At 57.4% G+C, this 21,042-nt stretch carries 20 protein-coding genes; 17 read left to right on the top strand and 3 right to left on the bottom strand.

The window, feature by feature from the left end; all coding sequences use genetic code 11:
• Nucleotides 1-175 precede the first annotated feature (175 nt).
• From lsrR to LG383_RS22035, 3 genes are all read left to right on the top strand, one after another.
• Complete coding sequence (gene lsrR, locus LG383_RS22045) at nt 176-1,147, top strand: transcriptional regulator LsrR (protein WP_225760142.1); 972 nt, start codon at nt 176-178, stop codon at nt 1,145-1,147.
• Nucleotides 1,148-1,184: 37 nt separating this feature from the next.
• Entirely contained in the window at nt 1,185-2,765 is a 1,581-nt protein-coding gene (gene lsrK, locus LG383_RS22040; protein WP_225760141.1) for an autoinducer-2 kinase, read from the top strand.
• A 158-nt stretch (nt 2,766-2,923) separates the two neighbouring features.
• Entirely contained in the window at nt 2,924-4,945 is a 2,022-nt protein-coding gene (locus LG383_RS22035; RefSeq protein WP_225760140.1) for an NADPH-dependent 2,4-dienoyl-CoA reductase, read from the top strand.
• A gap of 121 nt (nt 4,946-5,066) precedes the next feature.
• Here the strand turns inward: LG383_RS22035 and rlmG are convergent, their stop codons facing one another.
• Entirely contained in the window at nt 5,067-6,203 is a 1,137-nt protein-coding gene (gene rlmG / locus LG383_RS22030) for a 23S rRNA (guanine(1835)-N(2))-methyltransferase RlmG (protein WP_225760139.1), read from the bottom strand.
• A gap of 85 nt (nt 6,204-6,288) precedes the next feature.
• On the opposite strand from rlmG, the gene LG383_RS22025 reads away from it, so the two are divergent.
• The 4 genes from LG383_RS22025 (at nt 6,289) to sstT (ending at nt 10,618) form a co-directional block, all read left to right on the top strand.
• Nucleotides 6,289-6,777 carry a YgjP-like metallopeptidase domain-containing protein gene (locus LG383_RS22025; protein ID WP_225760138.1) on the top strand — a complete coding sequence of 163 codons (489 nt, stop codon included), beginning with the start codon at nt 6,289-6,291 and terminating at the stop codon, nt 6,775-6,777.
• Nucleotides 6,778-6,847: 70 nt separating this feature from the next.
• Entirely contained in the window at nt 6,848-7,846 is a 999-nt protein-coding gene (locus LG383_RS22020; protein WP_225760137.1) for a Gfo/Idh/MocA family protein, read from the top strand.
• A 278-nt stretch (nt 7,847-8,124) separates the two neighbouring features.
• Nucleotides 8,125-9,102 (top strand): TerC family protein, encoded by a 978-nt coding sequence (locus LG383_RS22015; protein ID WP_106994761.1) that lies wholly within the window; start codon nt 8,125-8,127, stop codon nt 9,100-9,102.
• Nucleotides 9,103-9,376: 274 nt separating this feature from the next.
• Nucleotides 9,377-10,618: a serine/threonine transporter SstT gene (sstT, locus tag LG383_RS22010; protein ID WP_225760136.1), complete on the top strand. Its 1,242-nt coding sequence runs from the start codon at nt 9,377-9,379 to the stop codon at nt 10,616-10,618.
• A 92-nt stretch (nt 10,619-10,710) separates the two neighbouring features.
• Here the strand turns inward: sstT and LG383_RS22005 are convergent, their stop codons facing one another.
• Nucleotides 10,711-12,198: a UxaA family hydrolase gene (locus LG383_RS22005; RefSeq protein WP_166184155.1), complete on the bottom strand. Its 1,488-nt coding sequence runs from the start codon at nt 12,196-12,198 to the stop codon at nt 10,711-10,713.
• Nucleotides 12,199-12,216: 18 nt separating this feature from the next.
• A complete protein-coding gene (gene uxaC, locus LG383_RS22000; RefSeq protein ID WP_106994764.1) occupies nt 12,217-13,629 on the bottom strand; it encodes a glucuronate isomerase in 1,413 nt (470 codons plus the stop codon).
• A gap of 479 nt (nt 13,630-14,108) precedes the next feature.
• Between uxaC and LG383_RS21995 the strand changes: the two genes are divergently transcribed.
• From LG383_RS21995 to LG383_RS21950, 10 genes are all read left to right on the top strand, one after another.
• Complete coding sequence (locus LG383_RS21995) at nt 14,109-15,407, top strand: MFS transporter (protein ID WP_106994765.1); 1,299 nt, start codon at nt 14,109-14,111, stop codon at nt 15,405-15,407.
• A gap of 166 nt (nt 15,408-15,573) precedes the next feature.
• Nucleotides 15,574-16,350 (top strand): transcriptional regulator ExuR, encoded by a 777-nt coding sequence (gene exuR / locus LG383_RS21990; protein WP_106994766.1) that lies wholly within the window; start codon nt 15,574-15,576, stop codon nt 16,348-16,350.
• A 351-nt stretch (nt 16,351-16,701) separates the two neighbouring features.
• Entirely contained in the window at nt 16,702-17,364 is a 663-nt protein-coding gene (yqjA, locus tag LG383_RS21985) for a DedA family general envelope maintenance protein YqjA (RefSeq protein WP_106994767.1), read from the top strand.
• Between the two features lie 4 nt (nt 17,365-17,368).
• Entirely contained in the window at nt 17,369-17,752 is a 384-nt protein-coding gene (mzrA, locus tag LG383_RS21980; RefSeq protein ID WP_166184162.1) for an EnvZ/OmpR regulon moderator MzrA, read from the top strand.
• A 155-nt stretch (nt 17,753-17,907) separates the two neighbouring features.
• A complete protein-coding gene (locus LG383_RS21975; RefSeq protein WP_106994769.1) occupies nt 17,908-18,276 on the top strand; it encodes a DUF1090 domain-containing protein in 369 nt (122 codons plus the stop codon).
• 29 nt (nt 18,277-18,305) lie between these two features.
• Nucleotides 18,306-18,611 (top strand): YqjD family protein, encoded by a 306-nt coding sequence (locus tag LG383_RS21970; protein ID WP_032614327.1) that lies wholly within the window; start codon nt 18,306-18,308, stop codon nt 18,609-18,611.
• A 2-nt stretch (nt 18,612-18,613) separates the two neighbouring features.
• Entirely contained in the window at nt 18,614-19,012 is a 399-nt protein-coding gene (locus tag LG383_RS21965) for a phage holin family protein (RefSeq protein WP_225760135.1), read from the top strand.
• On the top strand, nt 19,009-19,323 hold the full coding sequence (locus LG383_RS21960; protein ID WP_106994770.1) for a YqjK-like family protein: 315 nt from the start codon (nt 19,009-19,011) through the stop codon (nt 19,321-19,323). Before LG383_RS21965 ends, LG383_RS21960 begins: the two co-directional genes overlap by 4 nt.
• Nucleotides 19,324-19,544: 221 nt before the next feature.
• A complete protein-coding gene (locus tag LG383_RS21955; protein ID WP_181247303.1) occupies nt 19,545-19,937 on the top strand; it encodes a DoxX family protein in 393 nt (130 codons plus the stop codon).
• 65 nt (nt 19,938-20,002) lie between these two features.
• Complete coding sequence (locus tag LG383_RS21950) at nt 20,003-20,989, top strand: glutathione S-transferase family protein (RefSeq protein ID WP_106994772.1); 987 nt, start codon at nt 20,003-20,005, stop codon at nt 20,987-20,989.
• Nucleotides 20,990-21,042: the final 53 nt, after the last annotated feature.

Here is a 21,042-nt window from a genome sequence, read left to right as displayed (position 1 = left end):
AATGTTCAAAAGCGTAGACGGTGAACTATATTTACAACCGTGCAGGGATCACAGTTTGATGGATATGATCCCGATAATGCAGAAACATTCCGGAATATCCGTTTTGCCGCGTGGCTCACACATTCAACCTGCGGCAGAGCGAACATATGATCTAAATTTTGATAAGAGTTCAAATATGGCTGAGAAACGCGTTGCCGAAGAGGGACGATTTGCCGGACTGGCACTAACGGAAGAGGAACTGGTGGCGCGCGTGGCGTGGTGCTACTACCACGACGGCCTGACGCAGAACGATATCGGCGAGCGGCTGGGACTGCCGCGGCTCAAGATTTCGCGGCTGCTGGAGAAGGGTCGGCAGTCCGGGGTGATCCGGGTGCAGATCAACTCCCGCTACGAGGGCTGTCTGGCGCTGGAGACCGAACTCCAGCAGCGCTTCGGCCTGCGGCTGGCCCGCGTGCTGCCAGCCCTGAACACCCCGCCGATGAGCGTGCGTTTAGGCATTGGCGCCGCACAGTCGTTGATGGGGGTGCTGGAGCCCGGCCAGCTGCTGGCGGTGGGATTTGGTGAAACCACCATGAGCTGCATTCAGCACTTAAGCGGCTTTATCAGCTCCCAGCAGGTGCGGCTGGTGACGCTTTCCGGCGGTGTCGGGCCCTATATGACCGGCATCGGCCAGCTGGATGCCGCCTGTAGCATCAGCATGATCCCTGCCCCGCTGCGGGTTTCATCCGCGGAAGTGGCCGGGATCTTAAAGCGGGAAACCAGCGTGCGGGATGTGATCCTCGCCGCCACCGCCGCCGATGTGGCGGTGGTCGGGATTGGCTCGGTGAACCAGCGCCGGGACGCCACTATCCTGCGCTCCGGCTATATCAGCGAAGGCGAGCAGCTGATGTTTGCCCGTAAAGGGGCGGTGGGGGATATCCTCGGTTATTTCCTTAACGCCAACGGCGAGCGGGTAGAGGAGCTGGAGATCCACCAGGAATTACTTGGCGTCACCCTCGATGAACTGGCGCAGTTGCCGGTCATCGTCGGCGTCGCCGGAGGGGAAGAGAAAGCCGATGCGATTTATGCCGCACTGAACGGTCGCCGTATCAATGGCCTGGTGACGGAAGAGACGACAGCCCGCGCGGTGCTGGCTCTGGCAAAATAAGAGCCTGTCTGCCCTGCGCTTACGATGAGGCAAGCTCATGAGTTACCTTTTAGCGTTAGATGCAGGGACGGGAAGCGTTCGCGCCGTTATTTTCGATTTGCTGGGCAACCAGGTCGCCGTCGGCCAGGCGGAGTGGAAACACCTGAGCGTGGAGAACGTTCCCGGCTCGATGGAGTTTGACCTCGACACCAACTGGCGGCTGGCCTGCCAGTGTATTCACCAGGCGCTGGAGCGGGCGCAGCTGAGCCCGGCGGCTATCCAGTCCGTCGCCTGCTGCTCGATGCGGGAAGGGATCGTCCTCTACGACCGCAACGGCGACGCCATCTGGGCCTGCGCCAACGTCGATGCCCGCGCCAGCCGCGAAGTGGCCGAGCTGAAAGAGATCCACGACTTCCGCTTTGAATCCGAAGTGTATGACGTCTCCGGCCAGACCCTGGCCCTGAGCGCCATGCCGCGCCTGCTGTGGCTGGCGCACCATCGCCCGGATATCTACCGCAACGCGGCCACCATTACCATGATCAGCGACTGGCTGGCGGCGAAGCTCTCCGGCGAGCTGGCGGTGGATCCGTCCAACGCGGGCACCACCGGCATGTTAGATCTCTTCTCCCGCGACTGGCGTCCGGCGCTGCTGGACATGGCCGGACTGCGCGCCGATATTCTCTCCCCGGTAAAAGAGACCGGCACCCTGCTCGGGGCAGTGACCCGGGAGGCGGCGCAGCAGAGCGGCCTGCGGGAAGGGACCCCGGTAGTGATGGGCGGTGGCGATGTGCAGCTGGGCTGCCTGGGGTTGGGGGTGGTGCGCGCCGGGCAGACCGCGGTGCTGGGCGGAACCTTCTGGCAGCAGGTGGTCAACCTGCCGCAGGTGCGTACCGATCCGCAGATGAACATCCGTGTGAACCCGCACGTCATCCCCGGCATGGCCCAGGCGGAGTCGATCAGCTTCTTCACCGGGCTGACCATGCGCTGGTTCCGCGACGCCTTCTGCGCCGAAGAGAAGCTGATTGCCGAGCGGATGGGGATGGACACCTACGCCCTGATGGAGGAGATGGCCAGCCGGGTGCCGGCGGGCTCCCACGGGGTGATGCCGATCTTCTCCGACGCGATGCACTTTAAGCAGTGGTATCACGCTGCGCCGTCGTTTATTAACCTCTCCATCGACCCGGAAAAATGCAATAAAGCCACCCTGTTCCGCGCCCTGGAGGAGAACGCGGCGATCGTCTCCGCCTGTAACCTGACGCAGATATCGCAGTTTTCCGGGGTGAATTTTGACGGCCTGGTGTTTGCCGGCGGCGGCGCGAAAGGGGCACTGTGGAGCCAGATATTAAGCGACGTCACCGGCCTGCCGGTGCGGGTGCCGGAGGTGAAAGAGGCCACCGCACTGGGGTGCGCCATTGCCGCGGGAACCGGTGCCGGGCTGTACAGCGACATGGCCGCTACCGGCGAGAAACTGGTGAAGTGGAGCCGGGAGTTCACCCCGAACCCGGCGCACCGGGAGCTGTACGACGGCATGATGCAGAAGTGGCAGGCGGTGTATGCCGATCAGCTGGGGCTGGTGGACAGCGGGCTGACCACCTCGATGTGGCAGGCTCCGGGGCTGGTGCGGTCTGTAGCGCCATAAAAAAACGCCGGATGGCGCTACGCTTATCCGGCCTACCACTGCCCATACTTTTTGAATCTCATCACATTCGTTCGATCCTTTTTTTACCTTTCTCCCGCCGCTGGCTAAATTAGTAACTCATCCGACCACATAACAATAATTTTACACTGGAAGCGTTTATGAGCCACTACCCGTCGCTGTTCGCCCCCCTTGATCTGGGGTTCACCACGCTCAAAAACCGTGTGTTAATGGGCTCGATGCATACCGGTCTGGAAGAGCGTCCGGACGGTGCCGAGCGGCTGGCCGCGTTCTACGCCGAACGCTCCCGTCACGGGGTGGCGCTGATTGTCACCGGCGGCGTGGCCCCTGCTCTTTCTGGCGTCGGGATGGAGGGCGGCGCGGTGCTGAACGATGTGGCACAGCTGCCCCATCACCGGATTGTGACTGACGCGGTACACAACGAGGGCGGCAAAATCGCCCTGCAAATTCTGCATACCGGGCGCTACAGCTATCAGCCGAACCTCGTGGCACCGTCGGCGATCCAGGCGCCGATCAACCGCTTTACGCCCCACGCCCTTACCCACGATGAAATCCTCACGCTGATTGACGACTTCGCCCGCTGCGCTGCCCTGGCGCGGGAAGCGGGCTACGACGGCGTGGAGGTGATGGGCTCCGAAGGCTATCTGATCAACGAATTCCTCGCCGCGCGCACCAACCAGCGCGAGGACGAATGGGGCGGGGATTATGCCCGCCGGATGCGTTTTGCGGTTGAAGTGGTGCGCGCGGTGCGTGAACGCGTCGGAAGCGATTTTATCATCGTCTATCGCCTGTCGATGCTCGACCTGGTGGAGGGCGGCGGCACCTTCGAGGAGACCGTCCAGCTGGCGCAGGCCATTGAAGCGGCGGGGGCAACCATCATCAACACCGGGATCGGCTGGCACGAGGCGCGGATCCCAACTATCGCCACCCCGGTGCCGCGCGCGGCGTTCAGCTGGGTGACGCGCCGGCTGAAAGACAAGGTGTCGATCCCGCTGGTGACCACCAACCGCATTAACGATCCCCAGGTGGCGGACGATCTGCTGGCCAACGGCGACGCGGATATGGTGTCGATGGCGCGGCCATTCCTCGCCGATGCGGAGATCCTCTCCAAAGCGCAAAGCGGACGTGCGGATGAGATCAACACCTGCATCGGCTGTAACCAGGCCTGTCTGGATCAGATCTTCGTCGGCAAAGTGACCTCCTGCCTGGTCAATCCGCGCGCCTGCCATGAAACCAGAATGCCGGTGGTGCCAGCGGTAACTAAAAAACGGCTGGCGGTGGTAGGCGCAGGCCCGGCGGGGCTGGCGTTTGCGGTAAATGCCGCGTCGCGCGGGCACAGCGTGACGCTGTTTGATGCGCTGCCTGAGATTGGCGGACAGTTTAATATCGCCAAACAGATCCCGGGCAAGGAGGAGTTTTACGAGACGCTGCGCTATTACGCGCGGATGATCGACCTCACCGGGGTCGATCTTCGCCTTAACCAGTGGGTCTCCGCGCAGGATCTGATCGACTTTGACGAGACGATCCTCGCCAGCGGGATCGCCCCGCGCACGCCTGCGATCGACGGCATCGATCATCCGAAGGTAATGAGCTATCTCGACGTGCTGCGCGACAAAAAACCGGTGGGCGATCGGGTGGCGATTATCGGCTGCGGCGGGATCGGGTTTGATACCGCCATGTACCTGAGCCAGTCGGGGGAACCCACCAGCCAGAACATTACGGAATTCTGCGAGGAGTGGGGCATCGACACCAGCCTGAATCAGGTCGGCGGTTTGCGTCCGGAGGGGCCGCAACTGCCAAAAAGCCCGCGTCAGATTGTGATGCTCCAGCGTAAGGCCAGCAAACCGGGGGAAGGACTGGGGAAAACCACCGGCTGGATCCACCGCGCCACCCTGCTCTCGCGCGGGGTGAAGATGATCCCGGGGGTGAGTTATCAGAAGATCGACGACGAGGGGTTACACGTATTGATCAATGGCGAGCCGCAGCTGCTGCGCGTCGATCATGTGATTTTATGTGCCGGGCAGGAGCCGAAGCGCGATCTGGTGGAGCCACTGCGTGAAGCAGGCAAAACGGTGCATCTGATTGGCGGGTGCGACGTGGCGATGGAGCTGGATGCCCGGCGGGCGATTGCCCAGGGGACAAAATTAGCGTTGGAGATTTAGCGGCATTGCCGGGCGGCGAGGTAAAAGCAAAACGGCAACCGGGTTGCCGTTTTTGGTGTTTGCACCCTCTCCCCGTGGGAGAGGGCCGGGGTGAGGGCATCAGGCCGCACCTGTTTAAATCTTAACGACGGCGACCCGTTTTAACCGCCTTCAACACCACGAACTTGTTGTTGGTGGCCACGGTGGTGCAGTTGCCGAAAATCTTCTTCAGCTTGTGGAAGTAGTCCAGGTGGCGGTTGGCCACGATGTACAGCTCACCGTTGATTTTCAGGCAGCGACGCGCGTGGTGGAACATCTCCCAGGCGACGTTATCGGTCAGCGCATGTTTCTGGTGGAACGGCGGGTTGCACAGCACGGCGTTAAAGCGGAACGGCTCCACGCCCGACAGCGCGTTGTTGATCATAAACTCGCAGCGATCCAGCGCTTCCGGCATGTTGGTTTCCACGTTCAGACGGCTGGACGCCACGGCCATCGGCGACTCATCGCTGAAGACCACGCTGGCCTCCGGGTTCTTCGCCAGCAGCGTCAGACCGATTACCCCGTTACCGCAGCCGAGATCGACGATCTCCCCTTCCAGATTATCCGGCAGATGCTCAAGGAAGAAGCGTGCGCCGATATCCAGCCCGGTGCGGGAGAAGACGTTCGCGTGGTTGTGGATGGTCCAGTCGGTGCCTTCCAGCTTCCAGCTCAGGGTCTCTGGCGCGTCAGCCAGGGCTGGCTCGCTGAAGGTACAGTTGATCAGGCGCGCTTTTTTCCACGCCAGCGTGGTGGTGGTTGGCCCCAACACTTTCTCGAACAGTTCAATGGTCGAGGTATGGATATCACGCGCTTTTGCGCCCGCGATAATGCGCGTCTCGGGTGTGACGACCTTACGCAGCGCACGCAGCTGCTGTTCCAGCAGCGCCATGGTTTTCGGGATCTTAATCAGCACCACGCCCGGCGCCTGCGGATACTCCGCGGTGCTGTCGAGGAACTTCACGCTGCCTTCATCGAGCTCATTGTGGCGCAGGTTTTCGCGCGTCGCCAGCTCGCTTAAATAGGAGTCACCGATGCTGTACGGGGTATGTTCGACCAGCGCACAACCCAATGCACCGAAAGCATCATTCAGGATCAGAACCGGGCCGCTAATTTCTGTCTCATCCAACTGTTGCAGCAGATATTCATCCGCCGCTTCCCACGCCTGAAGCGGGTTAACGTCGTCCGTTTCCGGGAAACGTTTTAAGTCGAGTGAACGGAAACCGTTGTCTAAGTGGCTCATCGGCCCTCCTGAGTGGTAAAATTTCGGCGTTATCCCTGAAAAGGGTGCGTGAGTATACCCGTTTTCAAATTATTTTGGGGTTTTGATGAACCAGCTGACTTATCTCCAGGGCTACCCGGAGCATTTGCTTTCCCAGGTCCGCACGTTAATTGCCGAGCAAAAGCTGGGGGCGATGCTGGAAAAACGCTACCCGGGGACCCACGATTTCGCCACCGATAAAGCCCTCTGGCAGTATACGCAGGATATGAAAAACCGATATCTGAAGAGCGCCCCGCCGATCAATAAGGTGATGTACGACAACAAGATCCACGTGCTGAAGAATGCCCTGGGTCTGCATACCGCCATCTCCCGCGTGCAGGGCGGCAAGCTGAAAGCCAAAGCCGAGATCCGCGTGGCAACCGTGTTCCGCAATGCGCCTGAAGCCTTCCTGCGCATGATTGTGGTGCACGAGCTGGCGCACCTGAAAGAGAAAGAGCACGACAAAGCCTTCTACTCCCTGTGCTGTCATATGGAGCCGCAGTACCACCAGCTGGAGTTTGATACTCGCCTGTGGCTGACGCATTTATCGTTATAGCGCACAAGATTTGTCATCATCACGTGCTACAGTGGCAACAGGTTCCCAGCAACGGAGTTCGTGAACGTTTATGATACGTTTCGCAGTCATTGGGACGAACTGGATCACGCGCCAGTTCGTCGATGCCGCCCATGAGACCGGCAAATATAAGCTCACCGCAGTCTATTCACGCAGCCTTGAACAGGCTCAGGCCTTTGCTAACGACTATCTTGTCGAGCATCTGTTTACCTCTCTGGAGGCGATGGCACAAAGTGATGCCATTGATGCGGTCTATATTGCCAGCCCGAATTCACTGCATTTCCCGCAGACGACGCTGTTCCTCAGCCACAAAAAGCATGTGATTTGCGAGAAGCCGCTGGCCTCCAATATCGATGAAGTCGAGGCGGCTATTGCGCTTGCGAGGGAAAACCAGGTGGTGCTGTTCGAAGCGTTCAAAACCGCCAGCCTGCCGAATTTCCTGTTGCTGCAGCAGTCTTTGCCGAAAATCGGCAAAGTGCGCAAAGCCTTTATCAACTACTGCCAGTATTCGTCGCGCTATCAGCGCTATCTCGACGGCGAGAACCCGAACACCTTTAATCCGGCGTTTTCTAACGGCTCGATTATGGATATCGGCTTCTACTGCCTGGCCTCGGCGGTAGCGCTGTGGGGCGAGCCGCACCGGGTGCAGGCCACCGCCAGCCTGCTGGAGAGCGGAGTCGATGCTCACGGTCTGGTGGTGCTGGACTACGGTGATTTCAGCGTGACCCTGCAGCACTCCAAGGTGAGTGATTCGGTGCTGCCGAGTGAAATCCAGGGCGAGAACGGCTCGCTGGTTGTCGAGAAGATCTCCGAGTGCCAGAAACTGAGCCTGGTGCCGCGCGGCGGCAAGTCCCAGGAGCTGACGCAGCCCCAGCATATCAACACTATGCTGTATGAGGCAGAGGTGTTTGCGCGTCTGGTCGAAACCCAGGAAGTGAACCATCCGGGCCTGGCGGTAAGCCGTACCACGGCGAAGCTGCAGACCGAGATCCGTCGTCAGACGGGGGTGGTGTTCCCGGCGGATGGCCTGAACGCAGAAGTTACCGCGTAAAGCTGTGTAATGAATTAGTGCAGGTCATTGACGAAACCAATGACCTGACATATTTTGTTACCTGCAAAGGGGAGTAACTTCCTTGCCGGTGGATCGTCATTACGATGCGTATAAAAGCGCATCCGGTCGCCGGGCAACGAAAAAGGAATGCGATTAGCGTATTCCTTTCTTGTTGTAAGTGAGACCTTGCCGGAAGGCGAGGTCTATGCATAAAAAACGCAACGGCTATCGTCTTCTGACCATAGCCGTTTTTGTTTTTTACGCGTAAGGAAAATTGTATGAATACTGTCGGTACTCCGCTGATGTGGGGCGGATTCGCAGTCGTGGTCCTGATCATGCTGGCGATCGATCTCTTTTTACAGGGGCGTCGCGGCGCACATGGCATGACCATGAAACAGGCGGCCGCCTGGTCGCTGGTGTGGGTCACCCTCTCCCTGCTCTTCTGTGCTGCCTTCTGGTGGTATCTCTCTATCACTCAGGGCCGCGCGGTGGCCGACCCCCAGGCGCTGGCGTTCCTGACGGGCTATCTGATTGAAAAAGCCCTGGCAGTGGATAACGTCTTCGTCTGGCTGATGCTGTTTAGCTACTTTGCCGTACCGGCTGCATTGCAGCGTCGGGTGCTGGTGTATGGTGTGCTGGGCGCGATCGTCCTGCGTACCATCATGATCTTCGCCGGTAGCTGGCTGATTACGCAGTTCGAATGGCTGCTGTACGTCTTCGGTGCCTTCCTGCTGTTTACCGGTGTGAAAATGGCGCTGGCAAAAGAGGACGAAACCGGTATTGGCGAGAAGCCGCTGGTGCGCTGGATCCGCGGCCATCTGCGTATGACCGACACCATCGAGAACGAGCACTTCTTCGTGCGCAAGAACGGACTGCTGTTCGCGACGCCGCTGCTGCTGGTGCTGATCATGGTTGAGCTGAGCGACGTGATTTTCGCGGTGGACAGTATCCCGGCGATCTTCGCGGTGACCACTGACCCGTTCATCGTCCTGACGTCAAACCTGTTTGCGATCCTCGGCCTGCGTGCCATGTACTTCCTGCTGGCAGGCGTGGCGGAGCGCTTCTCAATGCTGAAGTACGGCCTGTCGGTGATCCTGGTGTTTATCGGTATCAAGATGATGATTGTCGATTTCTATCACATCCCGATCGCCATCTCGCTGGGCGTGGTGTTTGGTATTCTGGTTCTGACCCTGGCGATCAACGCCTGGGTGAATCACCAGAACGATAAGAAACAGAAGCGATCTGGCGCACTCTGATGCCCTCACCCCGGCCCTCTCCCACAGTGAGAGGGAGCAGACATTAAAAAACGGCAACTCAGGTTGCCGTTTTGCTTTTACCTCTGCCACCCGACAAAAAATGTAAATATACAGTTAAAAAATATGACGCAGTACGTAAAACCCAGCATTTTACGCTTCCTAGTATCCGCACTTTCAATATACTCAACCTTGCATAACACACACCTCTAACCGGGATGATAAGTGCCTCAGAGCACCTCCGGGACGGAACGCAATTTCACTGAAGGAATTTTCCATGACCACACAATCTACTGGTCTGCTCGCGCGTCTGACGCAGGGCAGCCTCGTCAAACAAATACTGATAGGCCTGGTGCTGGGTATTTTACTGGCACTGGTTTCTAAACCGGCCGCTATTGCCACTGGCTTACTCGGCACCCTGTTCGTTGGCGCGTTAAAAGCCGTCGCACCGGTACTGGTCCTGATGCTGGTGATGGCCTCCATTGCCAACCACCAGCATGGCCAGAAAACCAACATCCGTCCGATTTTGTTCCTCTATCTGCTGGGTACTTTCTCTGCTGCCCTGACGGCGGTGGTGTTTAGCTTCCTGTTCCCGTCCACGCTGCAACTTACCACTGCCGCGGGTGATATCACCCCGCCATCCGGCATTGTCGAGGTGCTTCGCGGCCTGCTGATGAGCATGGTCTCTAACCCGATTGATGCCCTGTTGAATGCTAACTACATCGGCATTCTGGTGTGGGCCATCGGCCTGGGCTTTGCCCTGCGTCACGGTAACGACACCACCAAAAATCTGGTTAACGACATGTCCAACGCGGTGACCTTTATGGTGAAGGTGGTGATCCGCTTTGCGCCGATCGGTATCTTCGGCCTGGTCTCCTCCACCCTGGCCACCACCGGGTTCGAAACCCTGTGGGGCTACGCTCAGCTGCTGCTGGTGCTGATCGGCTGCATGCTGCTGGTGGCGCTGGTGATTAACCCGCTGCTGGTGTTCTGGCAGATCCGCCGCAACCCTTATCCACTGGTGCTGATGTGTCTGCGTGAGAGCGGCGTGTACGCCTTCTTCACCCGCAGCTCTGCGGCGAACATTCCGGTGAACATGGCGCTGGCCGAGAAGCTGAATCTGGATCGTGACACCTACTCCGTCTCCATCCCACTGGGTGCGACCGTCAATATGGCGGGTGCGGCGATCACCATCACCGTGCTGACCTTAGCGGCTGTGCATACTCTGGGTGTTCCGGTGGATCTGCCAACCGCGCTGCTGCTGAGCGTCGTGGCATCGCTGTGCGCCTGTGGCGCATCGGGTGTGGCGGGTGGTTCGCTGCTGCTGATCCCGCTGGCATGTAATATGTTCGGTATCCCGAATGAAGTGGCCATGCAGGTTGTAGCGGTCGGCTTTATCATCGGCGTGCTGCAGGACTCCTGCGAAACCGCGCTGAACTCTTCCACTGACGTGCTGTTTACCGCAGCGGCATGCCAGGCGGAAGATGCGCGTCTGGCGAAGAACGCGCTTCGAGGTTAACAGCAAAACGGCAACCAGAGGTTGCCGTTTTTAGTGTTTGTACCCTCTCCCGGTGGGAGAGGGTCAGGGTGAGGGCATCAGGCCGCACGGTACTACAGCGTTACACCACTCTTAAAGATCGCCAGCTCGCGGAAGTCGTTCTTCTCATTGCAGGTCTGCTTGCCGTTGGCAAATTCCACGATAGTGTCCACAAACTCCGTCAGCAGCTGCGGCATCGCTTTGCCGTGGATCAGTTGACCGGCGTCGAAATCAATCCAGTGCTTTTTCTTCGCTGCCAGCTCGCTGTTGGTGGCGATTTTTACCGTCGGGACAAAACCGCCGTACGGCGTGCCGCGCCCGGTGCTGAACAGCACCATATGGCAGCCCGCACCCGCCAGGGCGCTGGTAGCCACAGCATCATTGCCCGGGGCGCTTAACAGGTTCAGACCGTGGGTTTGCAGCCGCTCGCCGTAACGCAGGACATCCACCACCTGGCTGGCACCCGCTTTCTGGGTACAGCCGAGGGATTTCTCCTCCAGCGTAGTGATCCCGCCCGCCTTGTTGCCCGGGGATGGATTCTCGTAAATCGGCTGGTTATGGGCGATAAAGTACTGTTTGAAGTCGTTGACCATGGTGACGGTCTTTTCAAAGGTCTCTTCATCGCGGCAGTGGCTCATCAGAATGCGTTCAGCGCCAAACATCTCCGGCACTTCGGTCAGCACGGTGGTGCCGCCGTTGCTGATGACGTAATCAGAGAACTGACCCAGCATCGGGTTGGCGGTAATGCCGGACAGCCCATCAGAGCCGCCGCACTCCAGACCAAACTTCAGCTCGCTCAGCTTGCCCGCTTCACGCTGGTCGTGGCGCATCGCTTCGTACAATTGATGCAGATGCTCCAGCCCGGCTTCCACTTCGTCGTCCTGATGCTGACAGACCATGAAGTGCACGCGGGTCGGATCAAAATCCCCCAGCGTTTCGCGGAAGGCGTCGACCTGGTTGTTCTCACAGCCAAGGCCGATCACCAGCACCGCCCCGGCGTTCGGGTGGCGGACCATGTTTTGCAGCATGGTGCGGGTATTGATGTGATCGTCGCCCAGCTGGGAGCAGCCATAGGTGTGGCTGAACAGATGGACGCCGTCAGTGCCTTCTGCGTCGTTCGTCTCTTTCAGGAACCGGGTCTGGATCTGACGGGCGATGCCGTTGACGCAGCCGACGGTCGGCAGGATCCACAGTTCATTGCGGATCCCTACCTCCCCGCTGGCACGGCGGTAGATCTGAACCTCACGATCTGCCGCCTGGCTGCCCTCAGCCTGTAACTCAGGTTGATAGCTGTACTCATCCAGATCGCTCAGATTGGTACGCGTATTGTGAGAGTGAATGAACTCCCCCGCCGCGATATCCGCCAGCGCATGGCCGATAGGCAGACCGTATTTGACGACGTTCTCCCCTTTGGCAATGGCCTGCAGGGCAAATTTATGCCCGCGCGCAACGTCCTGGCGCAGCGTGACGGTCTGGTTATCAAACGTCACGTCCAGACCTTCGCTCAGGTCGGCCAGCGCGACCGCTACGTTATCCAGCGAATGGATCTTGATGTATTGCATATCAACCCTCAGAAGGCCTTAGTTCAGTTCAATAGCGAAGTAGTCGCGTGCGTTGTTAAAGCAGATGTTTCTCACCATTTCGCCCAGCAGCTGGATGTCGGCCGGGGCTTCGCCCGCTGCCACCCAGCGGCCAATCATCTGGCACAGAATGCGGCGGAAATATTCGTGGCGAGTATAAGAAAGGAAGCTGCGGCTGTCGGTCAGCATACCCACGAAGCGGCTCAGCAGACCGAGCTGCGCCAGCTGCGTCATCTGACGCTCCATGCCATCTTTCTGATCGTTGAACCACCAGCCGGAACCGAACTGCATCTTGCCCGGCATCCCTTCACCCTGGAAGTTGCCGATCATGGTGCCCAGCACTTCGTTATCGCGTGGGTTCAGGCAGTAGAGGATGGTTTTTGGCAGCAGGTTCTCTTCGTTCTGTTTGCTCAGCAGCTTCGACAGCTCTTCCGCCAGCGGACGGTCGTTGATGGAGTCGAAACCGACGTCGGCACCCAGCAGTTTGAACTGGCGCAGGTTGTTATTGCGCAGCGCGCCGATGTGGTACTGCTGCACCCAGCCGCGACGGGCATATTCAGCCGCCAGCCAGACCAGTACTGCGGTTTTGAACTGCGCCACTTCGTGTTCGTTCAGGCTTTCACCCGCCAGACGACGCGCCAGAATGCTGTCCAGCTCGGCTTCGTTGGCGTCAGCAAACAGCACCACGTCCAGGGCATGGTCAGAGACTTTACAGCCGTGGGCGGCGAAGTGATCCAGACGTTTCGCCAGCGCAGTCTGCAGATCGCCGAAACGGCGGATCTCGGTATCAGAGACTTCACTCAGCTTCGCCATGTAGTCGGCAAAGGTCGCCTGCTCAATGTTGAAGGCTTTGTCCGGGCGCCAGCTTGGCAGCACTTTGACGTCAAATGAACTGTCTTTGGCGACAACGGCGTGATGCTCCAGAGAGTCGATCGGATCGTCGGTAGTGCCGACCATTTTGACGTTCATCTGCTTCATAATGCCGCGGGCAGAGAATTTGTCCTGGGCCAGCAGCTCGTTACATTCGTTCCAGATCTCATCGGCGGTGGCCGGAGAGAGCAACTTGCCGGTGATGCCAAACGGACGGCGCAGCTCCAGGTGGGTCCAGTGGTACAGCGGGTTACCGATGGTGTGCGGCACGGTCGCCGCCCAGGCGTCGAATTTTTCACGATCGGAAGCATCGCCGGTACAGAGGCGTTCCGCCACCCCGTTGGTGCGCATGGCACGCCACTTGTAGTGGTCGCCTTTCAGCCAGATGTCATACAGGTTTTTGAAACGGTAATCCTCGGCAACCTGCTGCGGCGGAAGGTGGCAGTGGTAGTCAAAAATCGGCTGGTCTTTAGCGTAATCGTGGTACAGGCGGCGGGCGAATTCGGTATCTAACAGAAAATCTTCAGTCATAAACGGGGTCATTATCGTCTTCCTCTTACGAGCTTACGAGTGCGTCAGAAAAGTGATGTTCAGATGCTGCAAAGTTATCACACCAATTTCCAGAGGCCGATGATTTTTTCGTGAGTTAGATCAATAAACGTCGACAAATAATCTACGCCCAAAGTGGTAAATATCGCTTAACACCGCGCCAGCTCTGGCCTGACGGCGCCTAGGCATTGTCCTTACAAAGATTGACACTTTTGTGATGTCACTCACCTTTTAAAGTTGTATGACAAGTTATCTTCTCGCCGTCGCAAATTATAAGCCGACGGAATGCGTTACCGGTGCCACAGGCATCGGACTCAGCGGTAAGGATACCGACTTATGCACGTTTACTTATGGCAAGGTTCGGGCCGTTCCGGGAGCAATCCCGGTAACGCCCTCCCGTTGATAAACATCTCACGCCTGGCGTAGAGATGCCCGTACTCCGGTGCGGCAATAACATAACGATGAGGTTTTACATGCGTAAAATTAAAGGGTTACGTTGGTACATGATCGCACTGGTGACGCTCGGCACCGTGCTGGGCTACCTGACACGTAACACCATAGCGGCGGCGGCGCCGACGCTGATGGAAGAGCTGCACATCTCCACGCAACAATATTCTTATATTATCGCGGCCTACTCCGCGGCTTATACCATCATGCAGCCGGTAGCCGGCTATGTGCTGGATATCCTGGGAACGAAAGTCGGCTACGCGGTCTTTGCCGTCACATGGGCTATCTTCTGCGGCGCAACCGCGCTGGCAGGCAGCTGGGGCGGCCTGGCGCTGGCCCGTGGCGCAGTCGGTGCGGCAGAAGCGGCGATGATCCCTGCGGGTCTGAAAGCGGCCTCCGAGTGGTTCCCGGCGAAAGAACGTTCTATCGCAGTGGGCTACTTCAACGTCGGTTCGTCTATTGGCGCGATGATCGCACCGCCGCTGGTGGTGTGGGCTATCGTAATGCACAGCTGGCAGCTGGCGTTCATCATCTCTGGCGTGCTGAGCTTTGCCTGGGCAATGGCCTGGCTGATCTTCTACAAACATCCGCGCGATCAGAAGAAACTGTCTGATGAAGAGCGTGACTACATCATCGGTGGCCAGGAGTCTCAGCATCAGACCAACAACGGCAAGAAGATGTCTGTCCTGCAGATCCTCGGCACCCGTCAGTTCTGGGGTATCGCCCTGCCACGTTTCCTGGCAGAACCGGCATGGGGTACATTCAACGCCTGGATCCCGCTGTTCATGTTTAAAGTCTACGGCTTTAACCTGAAAGAGATCGCCATGTTCGCCTGGATGCCAATGCTGTTTGCTGACCTGGGCTGTATCGTCGGCGGCTATCTGCCACCGCTGTTCCAGCGCTGGTTTGGTGTGAACCTGATTGTCTCCCGTAAAATGGTGGTGACCATGGGCGCACTGCTGATGATTGGCCCAGGGATGATCGGCCTGTTCACCAGCCCGTACGTGGCTATCGGCCTGCTGTGTATCGGTGGTTTTGCTCACCAGTCACTGTCCGGTGCGCTGATTACCCTCTCTTCTGACGTCTTTGGGCGTAACGAAGTGGCGACCGCTAACGGCCTGACCGGGATGGCTGCCTGGACTGCCAGCACCATGTTTGCTCTGGTGGTCGGTGCGCTGGCTGACACCATCGGCTTCAGCCCGCTGTTCGCAGTCCTGGCTATCTTCGACCTGATGGGTGCGGTGCTTATCTGGACAGTGCTGAAAAGCAAGTCCGCAGAGGAGCTGCTGCAAGAGTCGGTGGGCAAGCCGGCAACGCAGAGTTAGCGTAATGCCGGGTGGCGCTGCGCTTACCCGGCCTGGAGAACCCGGAGGCCCGCGCCGCCGGGCATAGAAAGGCCGCTCACGAGCGGCTTTTTTACGGGTGGAATCTGGAGACAAACGGGTAAAAGTGGTATAACAAATCATTAGCCATACCCTGCCTGGAGCGCATATGGAAATCAACGAACCCCGTCGCCTTTATCAGCAACTTGCTGCTGAGCTGAAAGCTCGCATCGAGCAAGGCGTTTATCTGGTGGGAGACAAATTACCTGCCGAGCGTTTTATCGCTGATGAAAAGAGCGTAAGCCGCACCGTGGTTCGTGAAGCCATCATCATGCTGGAAGTGGAAGGCTATGTTGAAGTGCGTAAAGGGTCGGGCATTCATGTCATCTCCAGCCAGGCAAAACACTCACCGGTACCGGACGAGAATCTCGAATTTGCCAACTACGGTCCCTTTGAGCTGCTCCAGGCTCGTCAGCTTATCGAAAGCAATATTGCAGAGTTCGCCGCGACCCAGGTGACCAAGCAGGACATCATGAAGCTGATGGAGATCCAGGATAACGCGCGTAAAGAAAAATGTTTCCGCGACTCCGAGTGGGATCTGCAGTTTCACGTCCAGGTTGCCCTCGCCACGCAAAATACCGCTCTGGCAGCAATCGTGGAAAAAATGTGGACTCAGCGCGTTCATAACCCGTACTGGAAAAAACTGCACGATCACATCGACTCCCGTTCCGTGGATAACTGGTGCGACGACCATGACCAGATCCTCAAAGCCCTGATTCGTAAAGATCCAAACGCGGCGAAACTGGCGATGTGGCAGCACCTTGAGAACACCAAACAGATGCTGTTCAATGAAACCAGTGACGACTTCGAATTCAACGCCGACCGCTATCTTTTTGCAGAAAACCCGGTGGTTCACCTCGATACCGCCGTCAGTCAGGCAAAATAGTTTCCTTTTTCCATGAGCAGGCGCTTCGCTGCGCCTTCCCGCTGAGGTGGGTAAGCAAACCTTTAGAGTGTCAGCGTTTGTAAAAGACCTCGCGTCCCCTGCCTGGGTTAAGCCAAAATCAATCCTGGAATGATGCAAATACTGTGACGGATCCCTTCAGGCTTTGTTACAATTAGATGCATTTAGCCGTTTAGCTTGTTAGTTAGTGCTTGCTTACTTTGCCACTTAACAGGGAACAGTTCTGGCCACACATTGTGTCCGCGAGCGACCATAATGAAATTATAAAAAATGTCGCCGTGCTGTTTGACCCGGTTGACAGGTGTGCCGTTAACCGATTTTCAGGAACACTGAATGGAACTTTTGACCCAACTACTGAATGCCTTATGGGCTCAGGATTTCGAAACGCTGGCCAATCCTTCCATGATTGGCATGCTCTATTTTGTCCTGTTTATGATCCTGTTTCTTGAAAACGGTCTGCTGCCTGCCGCTTTCCTGCCCGGCGATAGCCTGCTGGTGCTGGTGGGCGTGCTCTGCGCAAAAGGGGCAATGCAATTCCCACAAACCGTACTGCTGTTGACCATTGCCGCCAGTCTCGGCTGCTGGCTGAGCTATATCCAGGGACGATGGCTCGGCAACACGCGCATTGTGCAGAATTGGCTTTCCCATCTTCCGGCACACTATCATCAGCGAGCGCATCACCTGTTCCATAAGCACGGGCTTTCCGCGCTGCTGGTCGGGCGCTTCATCGCTTTTGTTCGTACCCTGTTGCCAACGATTGCCGGGCTCTCCGGCCTCAGCAGCGCGCGTTTTCAGTTCTTTAACTGGATGAGCGGCCTGCTGTGGGTACTTATCCTGACCACCCTCGGCTACCTGCTTGGCAAGACCCCGGTATTCCTGAAGTACGAAGACCAGCTGATGTCCTGCCTGATGCTGTTGCCTGTGGTATTACTGGTGTTCGGCCTGGTGGGCTCGCTGGTAGTGCTGTGGAAGAAAAAACATGGAAGTCAGGGCTAAGGTGATGAGCAATTCAACCCCGTCACTGCGCCGTCTCTCTTACGCCATCGTTGCGCTGATGATGTTCAGCGCCTTGCTGCTGGCTTGGGCGGCGCTGCAAAAGCAGGAATCGACCCTGGCTATTCGCTCTGTCAATCAGGGCGTCAGCATGCCCGATGGCTTCTCCGTCTGGCATCATCTGGATGCGAACGGCATTCAGTTTAAAAGCATTACGCCGCAGAACGATGTGCTGCTGATCACCTTCGACTCCAGCGTGCAGAGTGCCGCAGCGAAGAAGGTGCTCGACCGCAGCCTGCCGCACGGGTATATCATTGCGCAACAGGATGATAATAATCAGGCGGTGGTCTGGCTGACGCGTCTGCGTGATACCTCGCGTCTGCTGGGCTAAATTTCCACTATTCTGAATCTTTTCACTCACTTTGGTGATATCACCGTTTACTTACTATGCTTAAGTACGCGGAGCACCTCCCACTCGTACTCCGCTCAACTCTGGAAACCGACATTCCGGTAGGTTATGTCGACAAACAATGGAAGGTTTTCATAATGAATTACCGCATCGCCCTGGGCCTCGCCCTTTTTTCTTTAAGTGCAGCATCGTTCGCGTCTTCCCTGTGTCAGGAGAAGGAAAAGGACATTCAACGCGAGATCAGCTACGCTGAAAAGCATAACAATCAGAATCGAATCAACGGGCTGCAGAAGGCCCTTAGCGAAGTTAAAGCTAACTGTTCAGACAGCAAGCTGCGTGCCGATCATCAGCGCAAGATTGCCGATCAGAAAGAGGAGATTGCTGAGCGCCGCCAGGATCTGGTGGAGGCTAAAGAGAAAGGCGATGCGGATAAGATTGCTAAACGTGAGCATAAATTGCTGGAAGCGGAGAACGAGCTGAAAGCGCTGGAGTCTCGCGATTACTGATTTAATGGACATCTTAACAGGAGAGAATCATGTCAAAAGATACTACGTCAGACCATTTACGCGCTGAACTGAAGTCCCTGGCGGATACCCTGGAAGAGGTGCTGAGCTCCTCGAGCAGTAAGTCGAAAGAAGAGCTGAGTAAACTGCGCAATAAAGCGGAGCAGGCCCTGCATGAGAGCCGCTACCGTCTGGGTGAAACCAGCGATGTGCTGGCGAAACAGACCCGTGAAGCCGCTGCGCGCGCCGATGAGTACGTACGCGAAAATCCGTGGGCCGGGGTAGGTATCGGTGCTGCGGTTGGCGTCGTCATCGGCATGCTCCTGACGCGACGTTAATTATGGAAGATACACGTCAACCACAAGGGCCCGCAAAAAACGTCCTCGGTATCGGACAGCGGATTTTAACCACTCTCGTCGGCATCGCAGAGACGCGCATCCGCCTGGCAGTGGTTGAACTGGAAGAAGAGAAAGCGAACCTCTTCCAGCTGCTACTGATGTTGGGGTTGACCATGCTCTTCGCCGCCTTTGGCCTGATGAGCCTTATGGTATTGATTATCTGGGCAGTCGATCCGCAGTACCGCCTGAATGTCATGATTGGCACAACCGTGGTACTGCTGCTTGCCGCCCTGATAGGAGGGATCTGGACGATGCGCAAAGTGCGTCATTCGACCCTGCTACATCATACCCGTAAGGAACTGGCCAACGATCGGTCATTGCTGGAGGATGAGAAAAAGTGAGCAGAAGCGCTGCAGAACGTGAGCGAGAAAAGGCTTTTTTGCTGAGCCAGATCCAGCAACAACGGCTGGATCTGTCAGCGAGCAGCCGTGACTGGCTGGAGGTGACTCACGCTTACGATCGTGGCTGGAATGCCCTTCTCAACCTCCGCGCCTGGGCGCTGGTGGGGAGCAGCATTCTGGCGGTGCGGGCAGTCCGCCATCCGAACAGGCTGGTCCGCTGGGCACGCCGCGGTTTCGGTATCTGGAGCGCCTGGAGGCTGGTGAAATCGACAATTAATCAGCAGCAGCTGCGCAAATACGACGCACGCTGACGTTACCCTCTGCCTCACCCGGTAAAGCGCCTTCTGGCGCTTTACTTTTTTGTGCCGCCCCGCCTTACTCAATATCTTTGAAGAAGATTGACAGTTTTCCTTGCTAACAATCGCCATTCACCCCGTTTATGATTCTCTCCATCGACAGCGAGACCGCGGCATCCGCCCGATCTCGCAAACAAAATAGTGTTTACAGCCTGAATGGTTCCCTGGAGAGTAAGATGAAAAAATTAGAAGATGTTGGTGTACTGGTTGCGCGTATCCTGATGCCAATCCTGTTTATTACCGCAGGCTGGGGCAAAATCGGTGGTTACGCCGGTACGCAGCAGTACATGGAAGCGATGGGCGTCCCAGGGTTCCTGCTGCCGCTGACCATTCTGCTTGAGTTTGGCGGTGGCCTGGCGATTCTGTTCGGTTTCCTGACCCGCACCACGGCGCTGTTCACCGCAGGCTTCACCCTGCTGACCGCGTTCCTGTTCCACAGCAACTTTGCGGAAGGTGTGAACTCGCTGATGTTCATGAAAAACCTGACCATCGCAGGCGGCTTCCTGCTGCTGGCCATCACCGGCCCGGGTGCATACAGCATCGACCGCGTTCTGAATAAGAAGTGGTAAGCAGACTATACTGAATCAAAAAGCGAGGAGATATCTCCTCGCTTTTGCTATCTAAGGAGGAAAAGATGGGACAACTCGTAGACGGCGTCTGGCAGGATACCTGGTATGACACCAAATCCACTGGCGGACGCTTTAAGCGCTCCGTGTCAGCCTTCCGTAACTGGCTCACTGCCGACGGCGCGCCTGGCCCGAGCGGCGAAGGTGGCTTCGCGGCAGAGAAAGATCGTTACCACCTTTATGTCTCGCTTGCCTGCCCATGGGCGCACCGCACGCTGATCGTCCGCGCGCTGAAGGGGCTGGATTCGCTGATCCCCGTCTCGGTGGTGCATCCGTTGATGCTGGAGAACGGCTGGACTTTCGGCAGCGATTTCCCGGCGGCCACCGGCGATTCACTCTATCACCACGATTTTCTCTACCAGCTCTACCTGCGCGCCGATCCGCACTACACCGGCCGGGTCACCGTTCCGGTCCTGTGGGACAAAAAAAATCAGACCATTGTCAGCAATGAATCGGCGGAAATCATCCGCATGTTTAATACCGCGTTTGATGCCCACGGCGCCCGGGCGGGCGACTACTATCCGCCAGCGCTGCGCGAAAAAATTGATGACCTGAATAGCTGGATCTACGACAACGTCAATAACGGTGTCTATAAGGCCGGGTTTGCCACCAGCCAGGAAGCCTATGACGAAGCCGTGAACAACGTCTTTGCGTCGCTGGAACGTCTGGAGCAAATTCTCGGTCAGCACCGCTATTTGACCGGCAACCAGCTGACCGAAGCCGATATCCGACTGTGGACTACCCTGGTTCGCTTTGACCCGGTTTACGTGACCCACTTTAAGTGCGACAAACGCCGGATCAGCGATTACCTCAATCTGTACGGTTTCCTGCGCGACATCTATCAGATGCCAGGCATTGCGGAGACGGTGGACTTTGACCACATCCGTAACCACTATTACCGCAGCCATAAAACCATCAATCCGACGGGCATTATCTCCGTTGGCCCGTGGCAGGATCTGACTGAACCGCACGGCCGCGACGCTCGTTTCGACTAAGCCTCAGGGGGCGCCTCGCTGGCGCCCTTTACCCCTCTTTTATTCCCGTCTAT

It is taken from the genome of Leclercia sp. Marseille-Q4284 (assembly GCF_916618945.1).
Classification (GTDB): domain Bacteria; phylum Pseudomonadota; class Gammaproteobacteria; order Enterobacterales; family Enterobacteriaceae; genus Enterobacter; species Enterobacter tamurae.
Note: the sequence above shows the minus strand (reverse complement) of the source record. Positions and strands in the feature narration are given on the sequence as shown.

Coding starts and splice junctions, on each gene's coding strand:
- lsrR (WP_225760142.1), top strand. CDS start 176: ATGGCTGAGAAACGCGTTGCCGAAGAGGGACGATTTGCCGGACTGGCA.
- lsrK (WP_225760141.1), top strand. CDS start 1,185: ATGAGTTACCTTTTAGCGTTAGATGCAGGGACGGGAAGCGTTCGCGCC.
- LG383_RS22035 (WP_225760140.1), top strand. CDS start 2,924: ATGAGCCACTACCCGTCGCTGTTCGCCCCCCTTGATCTGGGGTTCACC.
- rlmG (WP_225760139.1), bottom strand. CDS start 6,203: ATGAGCCACTTAGACAACGGTTTCCGTTCACTCGACTTAAAACGTTTC.
- LG383_RS22025 (WP_225760138.1), top strand. CDS start 6,289: ATGAACCAGCTGACTTATCTCCAGGGCTACCCGGAGCATTTGCTTTCC.
- LG383_RS22020 (WP_225760137.1), top strand. CDS start 6,848: ATGATACGTTTCGCAGTCATTGGGACGAACTGGATCACGCGCCAGTTC.
- LG383_RS22015 (WP_106994761.1), top strand. CDS start 8,125: ATGAATACTGTCGGTACTCCGCTGATGTGGGGCGGATTCGCAGTCGTG.
- sstT (WP_225760136.1), top strand. CDS start 9,377: ATGACCACACAATCTACTGGTCTGCTCGCGCGTCTGACGCAGGGCAGC.
- LG383_RS22005 (WP_166184155.1), bottom strand. CDS start 12,198: ATGCAATACATCAAGATCCATTCGCTGGATAACGTAGCGGTCGCGCTG.
- uxaC (WP_106994764.1), bottom strand. CDS start 13,629: ATGACCCCGTTTATGACTGAAGATTTTCTGTTAGATACCGAATTCGCC.
- LG383_RS21995 (WP_106994765.1), top strand. CDS start 14,109: ATGCGTAAAATTAAAGGGTTACGTTGGTACATGATCGCACTGGTGACG.
- exuR (WP_106994766.1), top strand. CDS start 15,574: ATGGAAATCAACGAACCCCGTCGCCTTTATCAGCAACTTGCTGCTGAG.
- yqjA (WP_106994767.1), top strand. CDS start 16,702: ATGGAACTTTTGACCCAACTACTGAATGCCTTATGGGCTCAGGATTTC.
- mzrA (WP_166184162.1), top strand. CDS start 17,369: ATGAGCAATTCAACCCCGTCACTGCGCCGTCTCTCTTACGCCATCGTT.
- LG383_RS21975 (WP_106994769.1), top strand. CDS start 17,908: ATGAATTACCGCATCGCCCTGGGCCTCGCCCTTTTTTCTTTAAGTGCA.
- LG383_RS21970 (WP_032614327.1), top strand. CDS start 18,306: ATGTCAAAAGATACTACGTCAGACCATTTACGCGCTGAACTGAAGTCC.
- LG383_RS21965 (WP_225760135.1), top strand. CDS start 18,614: ATGGAAGATACACGTCAACCACAAGGGCCCGCAAAAAACGTCCTCGGT.
- LG383_RS21955 (WP_181247303.1), top strand. CDS start 19,545: ATGAAAAAATTAGAAGATGTTGGTGTACTGGTTGCGCGTATCCTGATG.
- LG383_RS21950 (WP_106994772.1), top strand. CDS start 20,003: ATGGGACAACTCGTAGACGGCGTCTGGCAGGATACCTGGTATGACACC.